General features: G+C 72.0%; 21 protein-coding genes and 3 tRNA genes. 15 read left to right on the forward strand and 9 right to left on the reverse strand.

Translation table 11 applies throughout. From position 1 onward, the window contains the following. On the reverse strand, nt 1–1,124 hold a 1,124-nt coding region (locus tag Q0L15_RS00920; protein WP_296601597.1), incomplete at its 3' end, for a diacylglycerol kinase family protein. A gap of 187 nt (nt 1,125–1,311) precedes the next feature. On the opposite strand from Q0L15_RS00920, the gene serS reads away from it, so the two are divergent. The 5 genes from serS to Q0L15_RS00945 are packed head-to-tail and all read left to right on the forward strand — an operon-like array spanning nt 1,312 to nt 5,343. Then, nucleotides 1,312–2,586, forward strand: coding sequence for a serine--tRNA ligase (serS, locus tag Q0L15_RS00925; RefSeq protein ID WP_296601598.1), 1,275 nt, complete (start codon nt 1,312–1,314; stop codon nt 2,584–2,586). Next, nucleotides 2,583–3,455, forward strand: coding sequence for an HAD family hydrolase (locus tag Q0L15_RS00930; RefSeq protein WP_296601599.1), 873 nt, complete (start codon nt 2,583–2,585; stop codon nt 3,453–3,455). The genes serS and Q0L15_RS00930 overlap by 4 nt, the downstream gene beginning before the upstream one ends. Then, complete coding sequence (locus Q0L15_RS00935) at nt 3,455–3,952, forward strand: GNAT family N-acetyltransferase (RefSeq protein ID WP_296601600.1); 498 nt, start codon at nt 3,455–3,457, stop codon at nt 3,950–3,952. The genes Q0L15_RS00930 and Q0L15_RS00935 overlap by 1 nt, the downstream gene beginning before the upstream one ends. Further along, on the forward strand, nt 3,949–4,743 hold the full coding sequence (locus Q0L15_RS00940) for a Cof-type HAD-IIB family hydrolase (protein ID WP_296601601.1): 795 nt from the start codon (nt 3,949–3,951) through the stop codon (nt 4,741–4,743). Before Q0L15_RS00935 ends, Q0L15_RS00940 begins: the two co-directional genes overlap by 4 nt. 18 nt (nt 4,744–4,761) lie before the next feature. After that, entirely contained in the window at nt 4,762–5,343 is a 582-nt protein-coding gene (locus Q0L15_RS00945; protein ID WP_296601603.1) for a hypothetical protein, read from the forward strand. A gap of 91 nt (nt 5,344–5,434) precedes the next feature. Here the strand turns inward: Q0L15_RS00945 and Q0L15_RS00950 are convergent, their stop codons facing one another. The 4 genes from Q0L15_RS00950 to Q0L15_RS00965 are packed head-to-tail and all read right to left on the reverse strand — an operon-like array spanning nt 5,435 to nt 8,061. Then, nucleotides 5,435–6,022 (reverse strand): bacterial proteasome activator family protein, encoded by a 588-nt coding sequence (locus tag Q0L15_RS00950; RefSeq protein ID WP_296601604.1) that lies wholly within the window; start codon nt 6,020–6,022, stop codon nt 5,435–5,437. A gap of 41 nt (nt 6,023–6,063) precedes the next feature. Continuing rightward, nucleotides 6,064–7,041 carry an NAD(P)H-quinone oxidoreductase gene (locus Q0L15_RS00955; protein WP_296601606.1) on the reverse strand — a complete coding sequence of 326 codons (978 nt, stop codon included), beginning with the start codon at nt 7,039–7,041 and terminating at the stop codon, nt 6,064–6,066. Nucleotides 7,042–7,079: 38 nt separating this feature from the next. Next, nucleotides 7,080–7,439 (reverse strand): DUF6457 domain-containing protein, encoded by a 360-nt coding sequence (locus Q0L15_RS00960; RefSeq protein ID WP_296601607.1) that lies wholly within the window; start codon nt 7,437–7,439, stop codon nt 7,080–7,082. A 52-nt stretch (nt 7,440–7,491) separates the two neighbouring features. Then, the gene (locus tag Q0L15_RS00965) at nt 7,492–8,061 is read right to left on the reverse strand and encodes an NTP transferase domain-containing protein (RefSeq protein WP_296601609.1); all 570 of its coding nucleotides are present in this window, start codon (nt 8,059–8,061) and stop codon (nt 7,492–7,494) included. A 36-nt stretch (nt 8,062–8,097) separates the two neighbouring features. On the opposite strand from Q0L15_RS00965, the gene Q0L15_RS00970 reads away from it, so the two are divergent. From Q0L15_RS00970 to Q0L15_RS00980, 3 genes are all read left to right on the forward strand, one after another. Then, the gene (locus Q0L15_RS00970; protein ID WP_296601611.1) at nt 8,098–8,895 is read left to right on the forward strand and encodes a carbon-nitrogen hydrolase family protein; all 798 of its coding nucleotides are present in this window, start codon (nt 8,098–8,100) and stop codon (nt 8,893–8,895) included. 11 nt (nt 8,896–8,906) lie between these two features. Further along, nucleotides 8,907–9,977, forward strand: a complete 1,071-nt coding sequence (locus Q0L15_RS00975) for a hypothetical protein (RefSeq protein ID WP_296601612.1) — start codon at nt 8,907–8,909, stop codon at nt 9,975–9,977. Nucleotides 9,978–10,043: 66 nt separating this feature from the next. Continuing rightward, complete coding sequence (locus tag Q0L15_RS00980; RefSeq protein ID WP_296601613.1) at nt 10,044–10,274, forward strand: biotin/lipoyl-binding carrier protein; 231 nt, start codon at nt 10,044–10,046, stop codon at nt 10,272–10,274. A 30-nt stretch (nt 10,275–10,304) separates the two neighbouring features. Here Q0L15_RS00980 and Q0L15_RS00985 read toward each other — a convergent pair. Both Q0L15_RS00985 and Q0L15_RS00990 read right to left on the reverse strand, forming a co-directional pair. Then, a tRNA-Ser gene (locus Q0L15_RS00985) sits at nt 10,305–10,392 on the reverse strand. Nucleotides 10,393–10,474: 82 nt separating this feature from the next. Then, nucleotides 10,475–10,858: a hypothetical protein gene (locus Q0L15_RS00990; protein ID WP_296601615.1), complete on the reverse strand. Its 384-nt coding sequence runs from the start codon at nt 10,856–10,858 to the stop codon at nt 10,475–10,477. Between the two features lie 110 nt (nt 10,859–10,968). Here Q0L15_RS00990 and Q0L15_RS00995 point away from each other — a divergent pair, with 110 nt between their 5' ends. The 5 genes from Q0L15_RS00995 (at nt 10,969) to Q0L15_RS01015 (ending at nt 14,154) form a co-directional block, all read left to right on the forward strand. After that, nucleotides 10,969–11,460 carry a hypothetical protein gene (locus Q0L15_RS00995; RefSeq protein ID WP_296601616.1) on the forward strand — a complete coding sequence of 164 codons (492 nt, stop codon included), beginning with the start codon at nt 10,969–10,971 and terminating at the stop codon, nt 11,458–11,460. 76 nt (nt 11,461–11,536) lie between these two features. Continuing rightward, nucleotides 11,537–11,629 (forward strand) — tRNA-Ser (locus Q0L15_RS01000). Between the two features lie 114 nt (nt 11,630–11,743). After that, nucleotides 11,744–12,511, forward strand: a complete 768-nt coding sequence (locus tag Q0L15_RS01005; RefSeq protein ID WP_296601618.1) for a helix-turn-helix transcriptional regulator — start codon at nt 11,744–11,746, stop codon at nt 12,509–12,511. Between the two features lie 155 nt (nt 12,512–12,666). Further along, on the forward strand, nt 12,667–13,284 hold the full coding sequence (locus Q0L15_RS01010; RefSeq protein WP_296601619.1) for a LuxR family transcriptional regulator: 618 nt from the start codon (nt 12,667–12,669) through the stop codon (nt 13,282–13,284). A 114-nt stretch (nt 13,285–13,398) separates the two neighbouring features. Further along, complete coding sequence (locus Q0L15_RS01015) at nt 13,399–14,154, forward strand: helix-turn-helix transcriptional regulator (protein WP_296601620.1); 756 nt, start codon at nt 13,399–13,401, stop codon at nt 14,152–14,154. 615 nt (nt 14,155–14,769) lie between these two features. Here the strand turns inward: Q0L15_RS01015 and Q0L15_RS01020 are convergent. Next, nucleotides 14,770–15,792 (reverse strand): LuxR family transcriptional regulator, encoded by a 1,023-nt coding sequence (locus Q0L15_RS01020; RefSeq protein WP_296601623.1) that lies wholly within the window; start codon nt 15,790–15,792, stop codon nt 14,770–14,772. A 143-nt stretch (nt 15,793–15,935) separates the two neighbouring features. Further along, the gene (locus tag Q0L15_RS01025) at nt 15,936–17,783 is read right to left on the reverse strand and encodes a phosphoenolpyruvate carboxykinase (GTP) (RefSeq protein WP_296601624.1); all 1,848 of its coding nucleotides are present in this window, start codon (nt 17,781–17,783) and stop codon (nt 15,936–15,938) included. A 418-nt stretch (nt 17,784–18,201) separates the two neighbouring features. Between Q0L15_RS01025 and Q0L15_RS01030 the strand changes: the two genes are divergently transcribed. Together Q0L15_RS01030 and Q0L15_RS01035 are read left to right on the forward strand one after the other, a co-directional pair. Further along, nucleotides 18,202–18,274, forward strand: a tRNA-Arg gene (locus Q0L15_RS01030). A 172-nt stretch (nt 18,275–18,446) separates the two neighbouring features. Then, complete coding sequence (locus Q0L15_RS01035; protein ID WP_296601625.1) at nt 18,447–20,099, forward strand: ATP-binding protein; 1,653 nt, start codon at nt 18,447–18,449, stop codon at nt 20,097–20,099. The last annotated feature ends 31 nt before the right edge of the window (nt 20,100–20,130 follow it).

Raw genomic sequence — 20,130 nt, forward strand, 5'->3', positions numbered from 1 at the left:
CCCTCCATGATCGCGGCGTCGAAGCCCATGCCGGCCATCACCATGAAGTGGGTGTCCTCGAACCCGTCGCCGGAGACCTCGACCAGGTCGATGGCGCGGTCCTGGCCGGTCAGCGCCACGTCGATGGCGGCGCGCAGGTAGAGCGGGATGTCGAGGTTGCGGGCCAGCAGGTTGCCCGTGCCCGCCGGGATGATCCCGACCGGGATGCCGGTGCCGGCGAGCTCGGCGCAGACCTCCCGGACCGTGCCGTCGCCGCCGCACACGAGGACCAGGTCGGCGCCGCCGACCGCGGCGGCCGCGGCCATGCCGGTGCCGGGGTCCTCGATCGTCGTGTAGTGCCAGCTCGGCGACGACCACCCGGCCTCGGCGGCCATCGCGGTCACGATCGACTCGAACTGCCCGACGTCCTCCACCTTGATCGGGTTGAGGATCACGGCCAGCTGTCGCGAGGAGACGAAGACCTCCGGGAGCGGCTCGACGCTCGCGGTGTGGCTGCGGGGCTGCGGGCTGTAGACGGCGAGCGCGAGCGCCACCATGCCGGCGCCGAGCAGGATCCCGCCCACCACGTCGGTGGGGTAGTGGCGGCCGAGCAGGAGCCGGTCGGCGCCCACCCCGAGCACCCCGAGGACCACGCCGAGGGTGGTGATGCGCCGTACGTTCGAGCGCCGGACCAGCATCGCGACCAGGACGATCACGATGCCGCCGAACGCGGCGACCGCTGAGGCGTGTCCGGAGGGGAACGCTGCGTTGTGCAGCAGCGCGTCGGTGCTCTGCCACGGCGGACGGTCGCGGTTGACGGCGCCCTTGATCAGCGTGGTGGACAGCGACGTCGCGAGCATGACGCCGACGGTGAAGATCGCGGCGCGTCGGTACCGGCGGACGAGCATCCCCGCCAGGAGCACGGTGTAGACGGTCATCGCGACCGTCCCGAACGCGATCTCCACCCCGCGGAGGGGCCGGCGCAGCCAGGTCTCGTGCACCGCCCAGGCCTCGGTCGACCGGCCACGGTCGTCGAGGTCGACCAGCACGCTCCAGTCGGAGACGACCGCCCAGGCGAGCAGGCCGAAGAGCGCGAAGCACAGGGCGGCCCAGCTCAGTGCGAGGACGCGGGGACGGTCGAGCACGCGGGTCCTTCGGGTCGGGGGGGCGGTCGCCTGCAGTATGCCGCCCACGCTCACGCTCCCCGCAGCCAGGACAGCACCGTCCTCGTCATCGACCTCGGCATCGACCTCGGCATCGACCGCACCGCTCGTCCTCAGGACGGAGGATCTCGCGCGCGGAGGCGGGTACGCGCCGGATAGCCTTGCGGACATGATCGACCCACGAGTCCTGCGAGACGACCCCGACCGCGTGCGCGCCGCCCAGGCCAAGCGCGGGCTGTCCGACGAGGTCGTGGACCAGGCGCTCGCGGCCGACACCGAGCGGCGCCGCGCGATCGCGGACTTCGAGGCCAAGCGGGCGGAGCAGAAGCAGCTCGGCAAGCTCATCCCGCAGGCCCAGGGCGGGGAGAAGCAGGCCCTGCTGGCCCAGACCAAGACGCTGGCCGCCGAGGTCAAGCAGGCCGAGGCGGCCCAGACCGCCGCCGAGGAGGCCTGGCAGGCGGCCCTGATGAGCATCCCGAACCTCGCGGCCGAGGAGGCGCCGGCGGGGGGCGAGGACGACTACGTCGTGCTCGAGGAGATCGGCACCCCCCGTGACTTCGCCGCCGAGGGCTTCGAGCCGCGCGACCACATCGAGCTCGGCCGGATGCTCGCCGCGATCGACCTCGACCGCGGCGCGAAGGTCTCCGGCTCGCGCTTCTACTTCCTGACCGGCGTCGGCGCCGAGCTCGAGCTCGCCCTGGTCAACCTCGCGATGCAGCAGGCCCGCGAGGCCGGCTTCACCCCGGTGATCGCTCCCTCGATGGTCAAGCCGAGGGCCATGGACGGCACCGGGTTCCTCGGCCAGGCGGCCGACGACGTCTACCGGATCGAGGGCCAGGACATGTACCTCGTCGGGACCTCGGAGGTCCCGATGGCGGCGTACCACTCCGACGAGATCCTCGACGGCGCCGCGCTGCCGCTGCGCTACGCCGCCTTCAGCCCCTGCTTCCGCAAGGAGGCCGGGTCGCACGGCAAGGACACCAAGGGCATCATCCGGGTGCACTGGTTCGACAAGGTGGAGATGTTCGTCTACACCACCACCGAGGAGTCGTACGCCGAGCACCAGCGGCTGCTCGCCTGGGAGAAGGAGTTCCTCGGCAAGCTCGAGCTCGCCTACCGGGTGATCGACGTCGCCGCGGGCGACCTCGGCCTCTCCGCCCAGCGCAAGTTCGACTGCGAGGCGTGGATCCCCACCCAGGGCCGCTACCGCGAGCTCACCTCGACGTCGAACTGCACCGAGTTCCAGACCCGCAGGCTCGACACCCGGGGCCGCTTCGGGCAGGACATCAAGCCCATCTCGACGCTCAACGGCACGCTCTGCGCGATCACTCGCACGATCGTGGCGATCCTCGAGACCCACCAGCAGGCCGACGGTTCGGTGCGGGTGCCGCAGGCGCTCCAGCCCTGGCTGGGCCGCGAGGTCCTGGAGCCGGTCACCACGTGAGCACCCCCCAGAGCACGCCCCAGAGCACGCCCCTGAGCACGCCCGAGGACAGCTGGCGGCCCCGGCTCGTCGCACTCGACATCGACGGCACGATCCTGAAGTGGGTGGAGGGGTCCGGGACGACCCGCGAGGAGATCGCGCCCGCGGTCAAGGAGTCCGTGCACCGCGCGCTCGCCGCGGGAGCGCACGTCGTGCTGGCGAGCGGGCGCTCCCCGCACGGCATGACCAACGTGGCCGACCTGCTCGAGCTGCACGCCGAGGACCGCGACCGCCTGTGGGTCGTGGCGTCCAATGGCGCGGTCGTGTTCCGCTACCCGCCACTGGAGGTCGTGCACGAGGAGACCTTCGACGCGCGGTCCGCGGTGGAGGCGATCCTCGACCGGCACCCGACGGCACTGGTGGCGGTCGAGGAGCGCGGCGTCGGCTACCGCGTCAACTCGCAGTTCCCCGACGGGGAGCTCTCGGGCGACATGATCATCACCGAGATCGACGAGCTGCTCGCGGCCGAGGTGAGCCGGGTGATCATCCGGGACCCCGAGTCCACGGCCGACGAGTTCGTCGCCCTCGCCGAGAGCCTCGGTCTGCAGGGAACCAACTACGTGGTCGGGTGGACGGCGTGGCTCGACCTGGCCCCGGTCGGCGTCTCCAAGGCGTCCGGGCTCGAGTACGTCGCCCGGGAGCTCGGCGTCTCCGCCGACGAGACCCTCGCGATCGGCGACGGACGCAACGACCTGGAGATGTTCGAGTGGGCCCACCGCGGGGTCGCGATGGGCCAGGCCATCGAGGACGTCCTCGCCGCCGCCGACAACGTGACCGGCTCCGTCTACGACGACGGGGTCGCCACCGAGCTCGACCGCTGGTTCGGCTGATGCTGCCCGAGGGTCCGCCCGAGCTGGTCACCAGCGAGCGGCTCCGGCTGCCGGTCTGGACGCCGGAGGAGGCCGAGGACATCCGCGCCGGCCGCCGGCGCGAGGGATGGCACCGCGACTACCCGCGCCAGGACGACCGTGACGCCGCCACGATCTACCGCGTCGGCGACGCCTGGGCGCCGCGGCACATCGTGCGCGGCACGACGACCCTCGGCTCGATCGGGTTCTTCGGCCCCCCTGAGCCCGCGGCCGACGGCCTGCCGGAGGTCGAGGTGGGCTACGGCATGGTGGCGGAGGCCCGCGGCTGGGGCTTCGCCACCGAGGCGCTGCGTGCGCTGCTCGCCGAGACCGACCGGCTCGGCGTACGCGTCCGGGCGAGCGTCGAGCCCACGAACGCCGCGAGCATCCGGGTGCTCGCCACGTGCGGGTTCACCGAGCTGCGCGGCAGCAACGAGGACGGCGAGCTCGTGATGGTGCGGCCGCTGCCGGCGCCATGAACCGCCCACGCCTGGTCGCCACCGACCTCGACGGCACGCTCGTCCGCTCGGACGGCACGGTCTCGCCGTACACCGCCGAGGTGCTCGCCGCCGTCGAGGCGACCGGGGCGGTCGTGGTGTTCGTGACCGGCCGGCCGCTGCGCTGGGCCGCGGAGGTCTTCGAGCACGTCGGCGAGCACGGCCTTGCCATCGTGGCCAACGGGGCCCTGGTCTGGGACGTCGGCCGCCACGACGTGCACCTGCTCCGGCCGATCGATCCCGCGCTCGGGCTCGAGGCCTGCCGGCTGCTCCGCGCGGCGGTCCCGGACACGGCGTTCGCAGTCGAGACGCTGGGAGGGATCGCCGTGGAGGAGGGGTTCGCCGACGACCATCGGGTCCCCGCCGGCGCGCGCCACGCGCCGCTGGCCGAGCTCTTCGACGAACCGGTGGTCAAGCTGCTCGCGCGTCACGAGCAGCTGCAGCCCCAGGAGTTCTGGGACCTCGCGGAAGAGGTGCTCGAGGGCCGGCTGGTGATCACCTGGTCGTCGAGCTCCGCGCTGCTGGAGATCAGTGCGCCCGGGGTCACCAAGGCCTCGACGCTGGCGCTGCTGTGCGACGACCTCGGCGTCAGCGCCGAGGAGGTCATCGCGTTCGGCGACATGCCCAACGACCTGCCGATGCTGGCCTGGGCCGGGACGGCGTACGCGATGGCCGACGCCCACCCGACCGTCACGGCGGCGGCCGACCACGTCGCGCCCGGCCATGACGACGACGGTGTCGCGCGGGTCCTGGCTGGTGTCTTCGACCTGTGATCTGTTGAGATGGACGGCGTGCCTGTGACCCGTGCCCTGCTCTCCGCGCTGCTGCTGGCCGGCAGCCTGCTGGTCGCGACGCCCGGCGGCGCGACGGCAGCGCCCGACGGACGGTGCCCGCAGTCGCGCGCAGGCATCGACCAGCTCACGATGAAGGCCGACGACGTCTTCACCGCCACCGTCGACAAGCGCACCGGTCAGGGCCGCACGGTGGTCTACGACGTCTCGGTCGACCGGGTCTACAAGGGCGACCTCGACTCGGTCGAGGCCACCGTGTCGACGCCGTCGTCGGCGCGGGAGTGCGGCCTACCCGACCTGCGGGCGGGGACGGACTACGTCTTCTTCACCGCCGGTGCCGACCTGGAGACCACGAGCACCTCCGGCACCGCGCAGGCCACCGACGCCCGCGTCGGACGGATCGAGCGGCTGCTCGGCGAGGGGCGCAGCGTGGCACCCGTCGAGCCCGCGGAGGCGACGTTCACCCGGGTCGCCGGGGAGCGCACCAGCTTCGAGCGGCTCGCCGCCCCCGGTGCCGCCCTGGCCATCGTCGGTGTCCTCGGGCTGCTGCTCGTCGCCGGGCTGGGGCGCCGGCGCTCCTGACGTTGACCCGCCCGAAACTTCACGACGGGTCAACGCATCATGTCGACAATTCTCGTTGACCCGCCCGAAAGTTTTGGGCGGGTCAACGTGGTCAGAGGTACATGCCGCCCGAGTCGCCGGGGCGCGGAGCCTGGCCCTCGGGCTGCTGGCCGGCGGGGGGCGTCATCGCCTGGGGCAGCGCCCGGCGGATCTGCTCGAACTGCGCCCGTGCGGCCATCTGCTGGGCGTAGATCGCGGTCTGGATGCCGTGGAAGAGGCCCTCGAGCCAGCCGACCAGCTGGGCCTGGGCGATCCGCAGCTCGCCGTCGGAAGGCACGTTGTCGTCGGTGAACGGCAGCGTCAGCCGGTCGAGCTCCTCCACGAGCTCGGGCGCCAGACCGGCCTCGAGCTCCTTGATCGAGGCCTGGTGGATCTCCTTGAGCCGGTTGCGGCTGGCCTCGTCGAGGGGCGCGGCCTTCACCTCCTCGAGCAGCTGGCGGATCATGCTCCCGATCCGCATCACCTTGGCGGGCTGCTCGACCAGGTCGGTGATGGCGCGCTCGTCGTCGCCCTCGCCCTGGTCGTCGCCCTCGACGGCGCCCTGCAGCGCGGAGGCCGGCACCGAGCCCATCGGCTGGCCGTCGGGGCCGATGATCACGACCTGCTGCTCCTGCTCGTCCTGTGCGCCCTGCTCGCTCATGCCACCACCGTATCCGGGCGGCCGAGCCCTCGCCCCTCTGGTCAGACCGTGAGGAGGATCTTGCCGCTGTGCTCGCCCGAGCCCATCAGCTCGTGCGCGGTGGCGACGTCGGCCAGCGGCATGGTGCCGTGCACGACGGGGCGTACGACGCCGGCCGCCACCAGCGGCCAGACGTGCTCCACGACCGAGGCGCAGATCGCGGCCTTCTCGTCGGACGGGCGGGCCCGCAGGGTGGTCGCGATGATCGCCCCGCGCTTGCGCAGCAGCTTGTTGATGTCGAGCTCGGCCTTGGTGCCGCCCTGCATCCCGATGATGACCAGGCGGCCCTCGGTGGCCAGGGCGTCGAGGTTGCGGTCGAGGTACTTCGCGCCCATGTTGTCGAGGATCACGTCCGCCCCGTGGCCCTCGGTCGCCGAGCGCACCTCCTCGACGAAGTCCTGCTCGCGGTAGTCGATCGTCACGTCGGCCCCGAGCGCGGCACACGCGGCCCGCTTCTCGGGAGTGCCCGCGGTGGTGAGCACCCGGGCGCCGAGGTGGTGCGCCAGCTGGATCGCGAACGTGCCGATGCCGCCGGCCCCGCCGTGCACCAGGAACGCCTCGCCAGGCTTGAGCCCGGCGATCATGAACACGTTGGACCACACGGTGCACGCGACCTCCGGCAGCGCCGCGGCGGTGACCAGGTCGACGCCGTCGGGGACGGGCATCAGCTGCCCGGCCGGTACGGCGACCAGCTCGGCGTACCCGCCGCCGGCCAGCAGGGCGCACCCCCGGTCGCCGACGGACCAGCCGGTCACGCCCTCGCCGACGGCCGTCACCGTGCCGCTGCACTCCATCCCGATGACGTCGGAGGCGCCGGGAGGCGGTGGGTAGAAGCCCTGCCGCTGCAGGAGGTCGGCACGGTTGAGGCCGGCGGCGGCGACGGCCAGGACGACCTCGCCGGGGCCGGGCTCGGGGTCGGGCAGCTCGCCCACGGAGAGGACCTCGGGTCCGCCGACGCCGTCGGCGATCACAGCACGCATGGCGCCCAGACTAGGCAGCGGCCACCAGGCCGGGCCGATCAGTCCTCGTCGTCGGCGTCCTCGTCCTCGTCGCCGTCGTCCTCGAACGCGTCGCCCGTGTGGTCGACGGTGCTGTCGTCCGGCACCGGGTCGTTGATGTCGTCGGGATCGGGGGCGTTCGCCGGGCGGTCCCAGCCGTCGGCGAGCGCCTGGGCGCGCGCCGCGAGTGCCTCCACGGTCTCCGGGTCGGCGTCCTGCGAGCCGGCCGCGAAGCCGAGCAGGTACGCCGTGATCGGTGCCGCCGGCCGGGCGACGTTGTGGGCCGCGGCGCGGGCCAGGTCGAGCACCAGGCCCTCGTCCAGCTCGGTGTCCACATCGAGCACGTCGCTCAGCTCGTCGATCCAGTCGTGGAGGTTCACGGAGGACAGATTTCCCGTAACGCGCGCCCCTCGCAACCCCCCGTCGCCAGCGTCACAGGTCGCGCAGGTCCTCCCAGGTGTCCACGTCGCGTCCCTCCTCGTGCTCCGGTGCGACGAGCACCAGGTCGAGGTCGGCGAGCAGCCGCCGCAGCGACATGCCGTGCTGGGCCTCGTGGTCGGGACGGATCTCGTCGAGGCGCACGGCGTCGAGGACGCCGGCGAGCTGCCGGTTCCCCGCGGCGTCGGTGAGGAAGGCGCCGTCGTGCCCGACCGCTGCCTCGTGGAGGCGTCGGAACGTCCACGGCGTCACCAGCGGCATGTCCACCGCGAGGACGCCGAGGGTCCGGGGGGTGCGCACCAGCGCGTCACGGCCGGTGAGCAGGGCCGCCACGGGGCCGCCGTACCGCGGGTTCTCCCGCGTGAACGTCACCGGCCGCGTGGTCGGCACCGGATCGCCGACCACGACCACCTCCGAGGCGTCCATGAGCGCCTCGATCGCGTGCTCGAGCAGCGTGCGTCCGTGGTACTCGACCGAGGCCTTGTCGGCGCCGTCCAGGCGGGCGGCGCGGCCACCGGCGAGCAGCACCGCGCAGAACCCCGTCGTGCCGGGAGGGAGGTCCATGGGCGTCAGTCTCGCATCGGTGGCACGCTGAGGTCCGTGTCCTCCGCCACTCCCGACGTCCGTACCGACGCCCGCCTGAGCGTCGCGCTCGTCCAGCACGCCTCCGGCCTGGACCCGGACGCCAACCGGGCCCTGCTGGGCGACCTCACCCCCGAGGGCGCGGACCTCGTCGTGTTCCCCGAGGCGTTCGCTCGCGACTTCGGGGACGCGGGCTCCGACGTGAGCGCGTACGCCGAGGCGCCGGACGGCCCGTTCGCGACGGAGCTGGAGCGCGTCGCGGCCGGTCACCGCGCCACGCTGGTCGCCGGCATGTTCGAGTCGAGCGAGGATCCCGAGCGTCCGTACAACACCCTGCTCCTGCGGGGCGCGGCGCACGCGTCGTACCGCAAGGTCCACCTCTACGACTCCTTCGGCTACCGCGAGTCCGACCGGCTCACGGCCGGCCCGGTCGGATCACCCGTCGTGGTCGACCTCGGCGGCGTCCGGGTCGGGCTGATGACCTGCTACGACCTGCGCTTCCCCGAGATGGCGCGCCTGCTCGTGGACCAGGGAGCCGAGCTCCTGGTCGTCCCGTCCGCCTGGGTCGCCGGGCCGCGCAAGGTCGACCACTGGCGCACGCTGGTACGCGCCCGGGCGATCGAGAACACGGTGTTCGTCGCGGCCGCCGGCCAGCCCGGACCCCGCTACACCGGGCACTCGATGGTGGTGGATCCGCTCGGCGACGTCCTCGCCGAGGCCGGCGAGGGGCCCGAGGTGGTGACGGCGACGGTGCGTCTCGCGGACCTCGCGGAGGCCCGGAAGACCAACCCGTCGCTGGCCAACCGGCGTCTGTAACCTGACCTCTCGTGTCCAGGTCCGCCCCGCGTCGTCGTGCCGAGCGGCCGCCGTCGCGCCGTGAGCGTGCCGCCGAGGGCGTGCGCACGCGGGCCGAGCGGGTGGCGAGCTCCCGGGCGCCGTTGGTGCTGTGGTGGCTGGTCCTGCTCGCCGGCTTCGGCTCGCTGGTGGCCTGCCTCGCCGAGCGCGGGCCGACCTGGCTCTGCGGGGCGGGCTCGATCGCGGTGGTCACGGCGTACTCCTGGGCGCTGGCCGCGCGCACGGGCGGGCGACCGGTCGTCGTGGGGCTGGTCGCGCTCGTCCTCGGTGTCGTGGTGGTCGTGAGCGACGACGACTCCCTGCGCACGGGAGCCGCGGTGCTGACCTGCGTGGTGTCGGCGGTGCTCGCGGTGATGGCGACGGTCCCCGCGGTGCGGTTCGTGCACGTGGTGCGTGAGGTCGTGATCGCGGTCGCCGTGGCGGCGGTCGGCGCGTTGGCGACCGTCGGCTTCGAGCCGGTGGTGACGGTCGCCCGGTTCGAGTACGCCACCTTGGGCCTGTCGTTCTTCGGTGCGCTGCTGCTCGTCTACCGGCTCGGCGCGGGTCTGCACGGCCTGGGCCGTCGCGGGGTGGCGACGGTCCTGATCGGGAGCCTGGTGCTGGCCCTGACCCTGGCCTACGCCGAGCTGCTGCGCCGGTACGGCACGCCCGCTGTCGTGGACCGGCTCTTCGACGTCGTCGACTGGAGCCGCGACCACCTCGGCGCCTTCCCCCGCCCGCTGGAGGCGCTCCTCGGGATCCCGGCGCTGGCCTGGGGCACGCACATGCGCGCCCGGCGCCGGCAGGGCTGGTGGGTGTGCGCGTTCGGGGTGGCCGCGACCATCCCGGTCGCCGTGGCGCTGGTCAACCCCTCGATCACGTTGGTGGAGGGCGGGCTCTCGGTCGTGTACGGCGTGGTCGTCGGCCTGATCCTCGGTTTCCTGCTGATCCGGCTCGATCTCGCCCTCACCGCCCCGCGGGGCAGCCGCGGCCGTCGGGGCCGGCGCGACGAGGAGGCCGGTGCCCTGCGACCCGAGCCCAGCCGCACCCGCGCGCTGCTCTGAGCGTCTGGCTCGGAGCACGCGGCTCCGGTTCGGGGCTACGCGTCGGTAACGGCTAGCGTCGGCAGCATGGCGCGTGAGCAGGTCACCGAGGTGCTGGCGGAGATGGTCGCCAACGTGCTGAGCGTTGCGGTCGCTCCCGGCGACACGGTCGCAGCAGGCGACACCGTGGTGCTCCTGGAGTCGATGAAGATGGAGATCCCGGTGCTGCTCGAGGCGCCCGGGACGATCCGAGCGGTGAAGGTCGCCCCCGGCGACGTCGTCCAGGAGGGCGACGTGCTCGTGGAGCTCGTGCGTTAGCTCGCGCGACCCCGGTGTCGCTTCCTCATGTGGCAGAGGGGGCGGGATTCGAACCCGCGGTAGGTCTCCCTACGACCGCTTTCAAGGCGGTTCCGATCGGCCACTCCGGCACCCCTCCTGGACAGCCCGCGAGCGCGGCTCGCGGCTGGTCCGGCGCACCAGGGTATCCGGCGCTGCTGCGGGCCGGGGTGGTCCGGGGGCTACTCCGAGCCGCCCAGCTCCAGCTCGACCTCGTCGTAGGCGAGGTCGTGCAGCCGCTGGGCGTGCCGGCCGAGGTCGACCAGCAGCCGGTCCAGCTCCCGGTGCACCGCGTCGACGTCGGGGCTCTCGAGCACCGCCGGTCCGAGGGCGCTGAGGCGGGCGAGCAGTGACGAGCGCTCGCGCAGGAGGCTGCCGGTGCGGGCGACCAGCCAGCCCTCGTCGGCGTACTCGGCCTCGGTGAGGAGGGTGTCGCGCACGAGCGCCATCTGCTGACGCACCGACCACCGCCAGCTGCCGAGCGACATCTCTGGCTCGTGCCTGGCCTCCAGGGCCTGCCCCAGGCCCTGCAACGCGACGGACATCCCGGTCGTGGTGATCGTCATCGGAGCCTCCCGGTGGCCCGGAGCTGTGGGGGAGCTTCGAGTGTCACCCGGACGGCACGCCGCCACAACCCGCTGCGGGGCCCCAATCCGATGTCTTGTTCAATCAACCCATGCCCGACGACCGCCTCGACCCCTCGACGTCCGACTATCGGCTCGCGCCGGCCTTCGCCGCCCGATTCGTGGGGGTGATGCTCGTCGGTCTTGCGGTCGCCCTGGTCGTGGTGACCCTGCTGGTCGCGATCCTCAGCCTCCCGACCGTCACCTTGCTGGTGGCGGTGGTGGTCGGTGTCGCCGGCGTGCTCGGCGCCGGGGTCGCGATCTCCCAGCGGGTGGCGGTGGTCCACCTCGACGAGGCCGGCTACCGCGTGCGCCTGGTCCGTGGCGTCGGTGTCGCGGCGGCCGACTGGCGCGAGGTCGAGGAGGCGGTCGCCGCCTCACCCCGCGGAGTGCCGGTGCTGGAGCTGCGCCTGACCGAGGGGCGCACCACGACGATCCCGGTGCAGGCGCTCGCGGCCGACCGTGAGGAGTTCGCGCGCGACGTGCGCGACCACCTCCAGCGCGGGCAGCGACTGCGCCCGCTCGCTGACCCGGGCGCGCCGTGACGTACGCCGCCCCGGCGGCAGGCTGCCCCTGATTGGTCGTCGGCGCCGGGGCCTTGTAGCCTGTGCGGGCTGTCGGGGAGGCGTCGCCTAGTCCGGTCTATGGCGCCCGCCTGCTAAGCGGGTTGAGGGCAAACCCCTCTCGCGGGTTCAAATCCCGCCGCCTCCGCCAGCCGAACCGCCCCCGGTCCCGTGATGGACCTGGGGCGGTTTCCACGTTCCGTCCCTGGCGACGTCGGCCGTCGTTATCCTGAGAGGCGGTATCAGTTCGGGGGTCCGTAGGTCGATGGTGGACGAGGTCGGGTTCACGCATGGGCCGCGCTCGCGCATCACCGAGGAGCGCCGCCAGGCAGCGCTGGACGCCGCAGCCGTCCTCCAGCTCCGCCGCAGTGAGATCGCCGCGTGCCTCGCGCGCGGCGAGCCGTGTGAGGCGGAGGTGGTCGCGCGGACGCTGGCCGGTGCGCAGCTCTGGATCCGCGACGAGATCCGCGCCTGGCGCGAGCTGCTGACCGTGCGCCCGTCGGGCACCCTGCCGCACCTGCGAGTGAGCCTGCCCTACAACCGTGAGGTGATCGCGAACGGTCTGCGGATGATCAGTCTCTGGGACTGGGACGGCCTCAAGCCGGAGGCCCGCCGTCTGCTGGCGGGGGAGCGGGTGGGCCGCTACCTGTTCGGCGTCGGCCCGGTGCAGATGAACATCGTCGACCGCCGCTTCGTGGTGCTCCAGGGCCCGTTCCTCGACGGCGAGCCGACCGTGATGGCCGTGACCGCGCCGGACTGCGTCGCCGCGGCCTGGCAGTACTGGCATGCCGCCGTGGCGTCCTCCTACCCGGCGGACGAGGACGAGGCGGTCGAGCTCGAGGGCCTGACGCCTCGACAGCGTCAGATCGCGGCGCTGCTCGCCGTGGACACCCGGGACGAGGCGATCGCCGAGACGCTGGGCGTGAGCGTGCGCACCGTGCGCGCGGACGTCGCCCAGCTCATGGCCGCTCTCGGGGTCCGCTCGCGGTTCGCGGCCGGCACCCGCTTCCGCGAGATGGTGGACGACGGATGATCGCGCCAGCGTCGTTCCACGGGTCCACCCACGGTCCGCGCTCGCGCATCACGGAGGAGCGCCGTCAGGGGGTGCTTGACGCCGTGGCACTCCTGCAGATCGCTCGCAGTGAGATCGCAACCTGCCTTGCGCGGGGCGAGCCGTGCGAGGCGGAGGTGGTCGCTCGCACCACCAGCGGTGCCCAGCTGTGGATCCACGACGAGGTCACCCGCTGGCGTGAGCTGTTGACCGTGCGTCCTGCGGGCACGGCGGGACCACTGCGGTCGATCCTCCCTCGCAACCGGGAGCTGATCGCCAACGGCCTGCAGATGGTGAGCCTGTGGGACTGGGACGGGCTCAAGCCCGAGGCGCGCCGGCTGCTGGCAGGGGAGCGGGTCGGTCGCTACTTGTTCGGGGTGGGGCCGGTGCAGATGAACCTCGTCGATCGGCGGTGGGTCCTGTTGCAGGGCCCCATGGTGGAGGGTGAGCCCACGGTGATGGCGGTGACCGACCCGGCCTGTCTTGCAGCCGCGTGGCGGTACTGGCATGCCGCGGTGGCGTCGTCGTATCCGGCGGACGAGGACGAGGCGGTCGAGCTCGAGGGCCTGACGACTCGCCAGCGGCAGGTGGCGGCGCTGCTCGCGGTGGACATCCGGGACGAGGCGATCGCCGAGACGCTGGGCGTGAGCGTGCGCACCGTGCGCGCGGACGTCGCCCAGCTCATGGCCGCTCTCGGGGTCCGCTCGCGCTTCGCCGCGGGCGTTCGCTTCCGCGCCGCGATCGAGGAGCCGTGAGGCGCAATGATTCTTGCCTTGCCTCGGCCGCGGTCTGCGGTCCTGGCCACGCGGGACCACCCCTTGCTCACGGACGAGTTGGTCGGGGGGTACTGATGGATCGGGGGCTCGTTGATGGACCAGGTGAACCTGGGGCCGCGACATCGCATGCCGCATGAGCGCCTGCACGCCGTGCTGGACGCGGCGGCAGTCCTGCAGGTGCGCCGCAGCGAGCTCGCCTCGGCACTCGAGCGAGGCCAGGCCTGCGGGGCATGGGTGGTCGCTCGGGGCCTCTCGGCCGTCAACGACTGGATACGTGAGGACATCAAGGGCTGGCGCGACCTGCTATCGGTGCGTCCTTCGGCGACGGTGGCCGAGCTCAGGGTCTCCGTCCCGTACAACCGGCAACTGGTGGAGAACGGCCTCCGCATGGTGAGCCTGTTCGACTGGTACGGCCTCGACCCGGCCTCGCGACAGCTCCTCGCCGGGGAGCAGCTCGGGGACTACCGCCTGGGGGTGGCGCCCGTCCAGATGAAGATCGTGGACCGCCGCAACGTGCTCCTCCAGGGGCCGTTTGTCGATGGTGAGATGACCCTGATGGTGGTCACTGCGTCGGATTGTATGGCGGCGGCGTGGCAGTACTGGCACGCGGCGTTGGCAGGGTGCTACCCGGCGGCCGAAGAGCGACGGGACCTGCGGCAGCTCACCCACCGCCAGCGCCAGGTCGCGGCTCTGCTTGCGGAGGATGCCCGTGACGAGGTGATCGCAGAGACGCTCGGCGTGAGCGTCCGCACCGTGCGGGCGGACGTTGCGCGCCTCATGGACGCGCTGGGTGTCCGGTCCCGGTTCGCCGCCGGCGCGCGTTTCGCGGAGCTCAGCGGCGAGCGCTGACCCAAGGGGCCCGGTTGCAGGTTCCTGCAACAGGCGCGACGACGTGGCTGGCCGCGCCCTAGGCTCCAGGCCGGGTCGGGGCTGACTGCCCTCGATCGCGTGCCGGGCTGCCACGGGGGACAGTCCGGATGCGGCTCCCGCTCCCTGATCCGGGTGCGGGAGCTCGGCCCACGTGGGGGCCGCCCGTCCCGTGATTCATGCATGCAAGCCGTTGCAGAAATGTGCAATGCACAATTTTGAGGCGGTCGTTTCTTCGCGTGCGGACGCCTCGCGCCAGGACAATCGTCGCACCGGGTCTTCCGTGGGACCCGCGTAGAAGGTGGAGAGGGAACATGAACATTGCACGTAAGGTCGCCGTCGCCGCTATCACCGCGACGCTGAGCTTCGGCCTTCTGGGGATCTCGGCCCCGGCGCACGCCGACAGCAGCTGGGGCATCGGCCGCCCCGGTCCCGGCGGGGGTCGCTAACAGCTCGGTCGAGCCGGGGACCCAACTCACCCCCCACTTGTTCGGTCCCAGTGCCACCCCCCCGGCCCGGCTCGACCACCATGACGAAGGGCAGTGACGCAAAGCGTCACTGCCCTTCGTCACGTCTCTGTCGAGCCAGGGTCGGTGCCTAGTCTGCCGTGATCTCTTCGTCGCCGTCCTCATCGTCCGTCCCGGTAATGCCCAAACGCCCGATGCGGTAGCCGAGCTGGAAACGCGTCTCGGCCTCGAACTCCTCCTTGAGATCGGCGATGTAGCCCGCATAGGTCCGCGGGCTCACGCCCAGACGCTTGGCGGAGACCGGGTCGGAGTGCCCCTCGATCAGCATCCGGAGCGTCATCGACCGCTGCTCGGAGGCGATGTCGCGCATGACCGAGGCCTCACTGCTGGTGAACGGGCGCCCTCGCTCCCACGAGCGCTCGAACACGTCGACCAAGTAGGCCACCACGGACGGCTCCCGGACCACCAAAGCGATGCGATGGGTCTCCTTGCTGGGCAGAATCGCCGTCCGGCGGTCGACCACGATCATCCGGTTGAAGAACTCGTCGAGGGTGCGCACCTCACCGCCGCGTGCCGTGATCTCAGCGACGTACTCTCGCGTCGAGTTGTTGCGACGCGCGCTGTGCTGGTACAGCGTGCGCATGCGAGCGCCTCGTTCGAGCAACGCGGTGTCGCGCAGCACCACATGGGGCAGCGCCTTAGTGTCGCGGATCGCCTGCGGTTGTGCGGTGAGCACCTCCTCCTCGCAGTCCGCCACCAGGCTGGCGATGAACGGGTCGATCTCCTCCAGCGGAAGGTAGGTGAACGGGCCACCGGCGATCTCCTGAGGTGCCCGGCGCCAGGCGTGCGACAGCGCGCCGAAGGCGGTCGCCCACTGGGACGACTCGCTCAGCAGCCGCGCGCCCTCCTGGCCGAGTGGCGACACCACGCGGGACTGGACGATCGCAGGATCCTGGGCCTCCCACCGGGCACTGTCCGAGGACATTCGCACCAGCCCCAGCGAGCGCAGCAGCTCCAGCGCGGGGTGAAGGTCACCTCCGGGTACGAGGCGCCGATCCTCGGTGGAGATCCCGCTGGCGGTGACCATCTCCTCGTAGAGCGCCGTGCCAGCACTCTCGAACAGTGCCCGATCGTCCGGACCCAAGGACTCCACGGCGTGCCTCCCCTTTCGACCGTCCCCCCATGCGTGCCGAACCTGTGAGCCGATGATTCCACAGGAGCCGACACGAAGGGCCCCGTCCGTGGTGGACGGGGCCCTTCGGGTGATCTTCGTGACGCTCGGATCGGACGGGCTGGTCAGTCCCCGAGGCGGGCGCGCAGGCCGTCGAGCTCGGTCCAGAGGACGGCCGGCAGGTCGTCGCCGAACTTCTCGAACCACTCCTGGATCTGCGGCAGCTCCGCGCGCCACTCCTCGACGTCGACGGCGAGAGCGGCCTCGAGGTCCTCCCGGGACATGTCGAGGCCCTCGGTGTCGAGCGAGTCGGGGGTCGGCACGTGGCCGATCGGGGTCTCGACCGCGGCCGCCTGCCCGTCGATGCGCTCCACGACCCACTTCAGGACCCGGCTGTTCTCACCGAAGCCCGGCCACAGGAACCCGCCGTCGGCGTCGCGGCGGAACCAGTTGACGTAGAAGATCCGCGGCAGCTTGGCGGCGTCGTTGTCCTTGCCGACCGTGATCCAGTGGTTGAAGTAGTCGCCGGCGTTGTAGCCGATGAACGGCAGCATCGCCATCGGGTCGCGGCGTACGACGCCGACCTGGCCGACCGCGGCGGCGGTGGTCTCCGAGGAGAGCGTGGCGCCGAGGAACGTGCCGTGGGTCCAGTCGCGGGCCTCGAAGACCAGGGGGACGGTCGTCTTGCGCCGGCCGCCGAACAGGATCGCGTCGATCGGGACGCCGCGCGGGTCGTCGTACTCCGGCGCCAGGATGTCGCACTGCTTGATCGGGGTGCAGTAGCGGCTGTTGGGGTGGCTGGAGAGGAAGTCGCTCTCCGGAGTCCACTCCTCGCCCTTCCACGAGGTGGCCTTGGCCGGAGTGTTCTCCAGCCCCTCCCACCAGATGTCGCCGTCGGGGGTGAGGGCGACGTTGGTGAAGACCGAGTTGCCCTTGTTGATGGTGGCCATCGCGTTCGGGTTGGTGTGCTCGTTGGTGCCGGGCGCCACGCCGAAGAAGCCGTACTCGGGGTTGACCGCCCACAGCCGGCCGTCCTCGCCGACCCGCATCCAGGCGATGTCGTCGCCGAGGGTCTCCACCTTCCAGCCGGGGATCGTCGGCTTGAGCATCGCGAGGTTGGTCTTGCCGCAGGCGCTCGGGAACGCCGCCGCGACGTACTTCACCGTGCCCTCGGGCGAGGTCAGCTTGAGGATCAGCATGTGCTCGGCGAGCCAGCCCTCGTCGCGGGCCATCACGCTGGCGATGCGCAGGGCGTAGCACTTCTTGCCGAGCAGCGCGTTGCCGCCGTAGCCGGAGCCGTAGGACCAGATCGCCCGCTCCTCGGGGAACTGCACGATGTACTTGGTGTCGTTGCACGGCCAGGCGACGTCGGCCTGTCCCGGCTCGAGGGGGTGGCCGACCGAGTGCAGCGCCGGGACGAACTCGGCGTCGAGCTCCTCCATGCGCGCCAGCACGTTGCTGCCCATGCGGGCCATCACGCGCATCGAGGCGGTGACGTACGCCGAGTCGGTGATCTCCACGCCGAACATGGGCTTCTCGGCGTCGAGGTGACCCATCACGAACGGGATCACGTACATCGTGCGACCACGCATGCACCCCTGGTAGAGGTCGCGCATCAGCGACTTCATCTCCTGGGGGTCCATCCAGTTGTTCGTCGGCCCCGCGTCGCGCTTGTCGACCGAGCAGATGTAGGTCCGGTCCTCGACGCGCGCCACGTCGATCGGGTCGGAGGCGGCGTAGAACGAGTTCGGCTTGATCTCGGGGTTGAGCCGCGTGAACGTGCCGGTCGACACCAGCGCGTCGGTGAGCTCGGTCCACTCCTCGTCGGAGCCGGTGCACCAGTGGATGCGGTCGGGCTGCGTCATCGCAGCGACCTCGTTGACGAAGTCGAGGATGCCCTGGTGCGTGGTCGGCGGGCGGGTGCTCGTCGCCTCACCGGAGTCGGTGGTCGGTGCCTGCGTCTCGGCGGTCATTGCCTGGTTCCCTCTCGCGGATTCGCGGTGGACACCCGACTGTCGGGGCCTCCGGCCGTCGACGCGTCGACGGTGTGTCGTGGAGTCGGTCTTGGTGCGGCCGGCGTCGTTGGCGGCGACTTGGTGGGGCCCGGAGGAGGTCGGCCAACCGACCGGACCCCCTGGGGTGGGGCGACAGTACCCCTGCATTTCCGCGCGGACACATTGGAACGTTCAACGCTCCGTGGGCTCCGTCACACTGCGAGAATCCCTGTCTACATAAGGCTTTCTTCCGCATTTTCGTGACCAAAGAACAGCGCGACGCGCGGTCCCTCCGGCGTCCTCGCGGACGTTGCGCAGCGGTCCTCCAGGCCCCGATTTCGGCCGTGGTCGGGAGGTCCGCTATCCTCGACAGGTCGCTCATCTCGATGCGCGGCGGGCGCCCGTAGCTCAACGGATAGAGCATCTGACTACGGATCAGAAGGTTTGGGGTTCGAATCCCTACGGGCGCGCAGGTGCGAAGGGCCGGCTCCGACTCGGGGCCGGCCCTTCGTCGTTCATCGGCGTCGACGCTCTCCTGGTCCGGCGCCGGTCCAGTCACCTCCTCAGATCCGGCACCGACCAGCCGATCGGGGCCTCGTGGCGTGGGAGGGGCCGGACATGGCTTGAGGCCCAGGGGGTGAGATGGAGGAGAACGCCGTCTGGCAGCGCGCCCTTCGCCCCTTCGCGTGGGTGTCCGGCGACCCCGACCCGCGCGGGTTGCAGGTCGGATTCTTCGTGCTGATCGTGCTCGACCGGCTCCTTCGGCGAGCGGGCGGGGTGCCGCTCGGCGATGGCAACTGGCCGCTGCGGGGGGCCGCGTTCGCGCTGCTCGTGCTGGTCGTCGTGTGCCTCGTCCCGGGTCGCTGGAGCCGACGACGGACGGTGGCCCTTCTCGCCGGCGCCGACCTCGCCGCCATCGGCATCGGATCGTTGGGTCCCGAGACGGGAGGCATCGGGCTGCTGCTGGTGCTGCCGGCCCTCTGGCTGGGCAACGAGTTCCGCCTGCGGGGGGCCGTCGCCGCGGCCCTCGCGACCCTCGGTCTGGTCACCGTGCCCGGTCTCCTCGCCCACGGCCTGGAGGGCGAGTGGCTCGCGCGCTTCGTGCCGCTCCCGATCCTCGCGGGCCTCGGCGCCCTCGCCCTGGCCGCGGGCCTCGACATCGCCGAGGCGGCGCAGCGCCGGGCCGAGGCGGGCGAGCATCGGCTCGCACGGGCCCTGCGTGCCTTGGAGGCAGAACGGCAGACCGCACAGGAGGTCTTCGACTCCGTCGACGTGGGCCTGATGCTGCTCGATCGCGAGGGCCGCCGAGTCGGCATGAACCGCCGGTACGAGGAGTGCGTCAACCTCTCGCTCTCCGACACCCCGCTCCCGTGGCCAGGCGACACCTTCGCAGCGGACGGGACGACCCGGCTCCGGCCGGACGAGGTCCCGAGCGCCCGTGCGGCGCGCGGCGAGGAGTTCGACGACTACCGGATCTGGGCCGGAGCCGACCCCCGCACGCGCCGGTGCCTCTCGGTGTCGGCGCGCCGAGCGACGGGCCCCGACGGGAAGCCCGTCGGGGCGGCCCTCGCCTGTACCGACATCACCGAGCTGATGCGCGCCTTGGAGGTCAAGGACGAGTTCGTCGCGACCGTCTCGCACGAGCTGCGCACGCCGCTCACCTCGATCGCCGGCTACGTGAGCATCCTGCTCGAGGACGCCGACCTCGATGCCGCGATCGAGCGCAAGCTGCGCGTCGTCGATCGCAACACCAAGCGGCTCACCGGGCTCGTGGAGGCGCTGCTCCAGGAGGCCCACCTCGTCGACGGCGTCCTCCCGCTCGCGCCCTGCGAGATGGACCTCGCCGGCGTCGTCGCTGAACGGGTGCGAGCTGCCGAGCCCACGGCGATGGCCAGCGGTGTCGACCTCGAGTACGACGGCGCGTCGGCGTCCGTCGTGCTGGCCGATCCGGAGCGGATCGGCCAGGTCGTCGACAACCTGGTCTCGAACGCGATCAAGTACACCCCACGTGGGGGCCGGGTGCGCGTCGGCGTGGAGTGCTGCGACGCGGGCGTGGAGCTGCGCGTCGTCGACACCGGTATCGGGATCTCGCCCCCCGACCTCGAGCGGCTCTTCACCCGCTTCTTCCGCACGCGCGCCGCCATGGAAGCGGCGATCCAGGGAGTGGGACTCGGCCTGAGCATCGCCAAGGCCATCGTCGAGCAGCACGGCGGCCGGATCGAGGTCGCCAGCGAGGTGGGGCGCGGCAGCGAGTTCCGGGTGTGGCTGCCGGCGCTCGCCCAGGCAGCGGCGTAGGCGCCCCGGGGGTGGCGCAGGTCACTACGCT

The organism is Nocardioides sp. (assembly GCF_024509035.1).
GTDB lineage: Bacteria > Actinomycetota > Actinomycetes > Propionibacteriales > Nocardioidaceae > Nocardioides.

Excerpts from the sequence above, each read along its gene's own strand:
- serS (WP_296601598.1), top strand. The coding sequence starts at position 1,312 with ATGATCGACCCACGAGTCCTGCGAGACGACCCCGACCGCGTGCGCGCC.
- Q0L15_RS00935 (WP_296601600.1), top strand. The coding sequence starts at position 3,455 with ATGCTGCCCGAGGGTCCGCCCGAGCTGGTCACCAGCGAGCGGCTCCGG.
- Q0L15_RS00940 (WP_296601601.1), top strand. The coding sequence starts at position 3,949 with ATGAACCGCCCACGCCTGGTCGCCACCGACCTCGACGGCACGCTCGTC.
- Q0L15_RS00950 (WP_296601604.1), bottom strand. The coding sequence starts at position 6,022 with ATGAGCGAGCAGGGCGCACAGGACGAGCAGGAGCAGCAGGTCGTGATC.
- Q0L15_RS00955 (WP_296601606.1), bottom strand. The coding sequence starts at position 7,041 with ATGCGTGCTGTGATCGCCGACGGCGTCGGCGGACCCGAGGTCCTCTCC.
- Q0L15_RS00965 (WP_296601609.1), bottom strand. The coding sequence starts at position 8,061 with ATGGACCTCCCTCCCGGCACGACGGGGTTCTGCGCGGTGCTGCTCGCC.
- Q0L15_RS00980 (WP_296601613.1), top strand. The coding sequence starts at position 10,044 with ATGGCGCGTGAGCAGGTCACCGAGGTGCTGGCGGAGATGGTCGCCAAC.
- Q0L15_RS00990 (WP_296601615.1), bottom strand. The coding sequence starts at position 10,858 with ATGACGATCACCACGACCGGGATGTCCGTCGCGTTGCAGGGCCTGGGG.
- Q0L15_RS00995 (WP_296601616.1), top strand. The coding sequence starts at position 10,969 with ATGCCCGACGACCGCCTCGACCCCTCGACGTCCGACTATCGGCTCGCG.
- Q0L15_RS01005 (WP_296601618.1), top strand. The coding sequence starts at position 11,744 with ATGGTGGACGAGGTCGGGTTCACGCATGGGCCGCGCTCGCGCATCACC.
- Q0L15_RS01015 (WP_296601620.1), top strand. The coding sequence starts at position 13,399 with ATGGACCAGGTGAACCTGGGGCCGCGACATCGCATGCCGCATGAGCGC.
- Q0L15_RS01025 (WP_296601624.1), bottom strand. The coding sequence starts at position 17,783 with ATGACCGCCGAGACGCAGGCACCGACCACCGACTCCGGTGAGGCGACG.
- Q0L15_RS01035 (WP_296601625.1), top strand. The coding sequence starts at position 18,447 with ATGGAGGAGAACGCCGTCTGGCAGCGCGCCCTTCGCCCCTTCGCGTGG.